This window comes from Microbacterium sp., from assembly GCF_031988965.1.
GTDB lineage: Bacteria > Actinomycetota > Actinomycetes > Actinomycetales > Microbacteriaceae > Microbacterium.
Genome location: NZ_DALZXX010000253.1, coordinates 1 through 2,208, shown reverse-complemented (window position 1 = coordinate 2,208; position 2,208 = coordinate 1). Strand labels below are relative to the sequence as shown.

General features: G+C 71.0%; 2 protein-coding genes. Both read left to right on the top strand.

Annotation, left to right across the window (positions count from 1 at the left end):
* A partial coding sequence (locus RTM68_RS18405; protein WP_312173758.1) for an acylneuraminate cytidylyltransferase occupies nt 1-1,094 on the top strand: 1,094 nt, incomplete at its 5' end.
* A gap of 85 nt (nt 1,095-1,179) precedes the next feature.
* Complete coding sequence (locus tag RTM68_RS18400) at nt 1,180-2,052, top strand: N-acetylneuraminate synthase family protein (RefSeq protein ID WP_312173756.1); 873 nt, start codon at nt 1,180-1,182, stop codon at nt 2,050-2,052.
* Nucleotides 2,053-2,208: the final 156 nt, after the last annotated feature.

The window sequence follows — 2,208 nt, the reverse complement described above, 5'->3', positions numbered from 1 at the left end:
GCAGTGCGCTCGCGGCCGGCGGGATCGACCTCGTGGTGGTCTCGACCGACGACGAGGAGATCGCGACGGTAGCCGCAGCCGCCGGCGCACGGATCGTGCGGCGTCCTGCCGAGATCTCGGGTGACACGGCGTCGTCGGAGAGTGCGATCCTGCACGTGCTGACCGAACTCGAGCGGGCGGGCGAGCAGATCGACGTCGTGGCGTTCCTGCAGGCGACCTCGCCGTTCATCCCGAGCGAGGCCCTCGCCGGCGCGGTCTCCGCGGTCGCCGAGGGGCGGGCCGACAGCGTCTTCTCCGCCTTCGAGACCTACGGGTTCCTCTGGGCCCGCGCCGGTGAGCAGCAGGCAGCAGTCGACGAGCATGCGGATGCCGGCACCCAGCCGGATGCGGGCACGGCCGTCGCCCTCAACCACGACGCCACGCGCCGGCCGCGGCGTCAGGACCGCGAGCCGCACTTCCTCGAGACCGGCGCGTTCTACGTGTTCCGCGCCGAGGGGTTCCGCGAGGCGGAGCACCGCTTCTTCGGGCGCATCCGCATCGCCGAGGTACCCGAGTGGTCGGCGATCGAGATCGACGACGAGCAGCAGCTGCGGATGGCCCGGGCGCTCGCCGCGCTGTACGAGTCACCCGAGCGGATACCGGTGCGTGCCGTGGTGGCCGACTTCGACGGGGTGCACACCGACGACACCGCGACCATCGACGCCGACGGTGTCGAGCGGGTGCGGGTCAGCCGGGAGGACGGCATGGGTGTGTCTCTGCTGCGCAAGGCCGGCATCCCGATGCTCATCCTGTCGACCGAGGTGAACCCGGTCGTGCGGGCGCGCGCCGACAAGCTCCGGGTGCCGGTGCTGCACGGCATCGACGACAAGGAGTCGGCGCTGCGCGCGTGGGCCAAGGAGAACCGCATCCCTCTCGCCGAGATCGCGTACCTCGGCAACGACGTCAACGACCTGCCCGCGCTGCGCATCGTCGGATGGCCGATCGCGGTGGCCAACGCGCATCCGCTCGTGATCGACGCGGCGCGCGTCGTGCTGCGTCGGGTGGGCGGCCAGGGGGCCGTCCGCGAGCTGATCGAACGGGTGTTGCCCGCCTGACCGACGCCGGTAACCCTCAGGCCCCCCGTCGTTCACACTCGGCGCGTACCCAGGGGAGAAGGCCATTTCGACCACCGGAGGAATCATGACTGTCAGCATCGGCTCACGCGTCATCGGAGGCGGTCACCCCGCCTATGTCATCGCCGAGATCGGCCTCAACCACAACGGCGACGTCGACATCGCCAAGCGGCTGATCGACGTCGCGGCGAAGGCGGGTGCCGACGCCGTGAAGTTCCAGAAGCGCACCCCCGAGATCTCCACCCCCGAGCACATGCGCGACGTGCCGCGCGAGACGCCGTGGGGCACCATGAGCTACCTCGACTACCGCCGACGCGTCGAGTTCGGCCGTGACGAGTACATCGCGGTCGGCGACCACGCCACGATGCAGGGCCTCGACTGGTTCGCGTCGCCGTGGGACGTGCCGAGCGTCGACTTCCTCGAAGACCTGGGCGTGGTCGCCCACAAGGTCGCGTCGGCCAGCCTCACCGACACCGAGCTGCTGGGCGCGCTGCGTGAGACGGGCAAGCCGATCATCCTCTCGACCGGCATGTCGACGATCGAGCAGATCGACCGTGCGCTCGCCACGCTCGGCACCGACCGCGTCGTGCTGATGCACGCCACCTCGACCTACCCGCTCGAGCCCGAAGAGGCCAACCTGCGCGCGATCGCCACGCTCCGCGACCGCTACCCCGGAGTGCCTGTCGGCTATTCGGGCCACGAGCGCGGACTGCAGATCTCGCTCGCGGCCGTCGCGATCGGGGCCGTAGCCGTCGAGCGTCACATCACGCTCGACCGCACGATGTGGGGCTCCGACCACGCCGCCTCGCTCGAGCCCACCGGCCTCGAGCACCTCGTGCGCGACATCCGCGTGATCGAGACGGCGCTGGGCGACGGCGTCAAGCGCGTGTTCGACAGCGAGCGCGCGCCGATGGCCAAACTGCGACGCGTCTCGGCGTGACCGGAGCGGGCGCGCGCATGAGCCGTTCAGACGGGCTGCGGGTCGTCGCGATCGCCGACGCCGACTCGTTCGTGAAGTGGTCGGCGTCGCTGCTCGGCAGCGTGCCCGGCATCCGCCCGCATCTGCTGCTGGTGCAGACGCCGCTGGCCGCGAGCG

Coding starts and splice junctions, on each gene's coding strand:
- RTM68_RS18400 (WP_312173756.1), top strand. CDS start 1,180: ATGACTGTCAGCATCGGCTCACGCGTCATCGGAGGCGGTCACCCCGCC.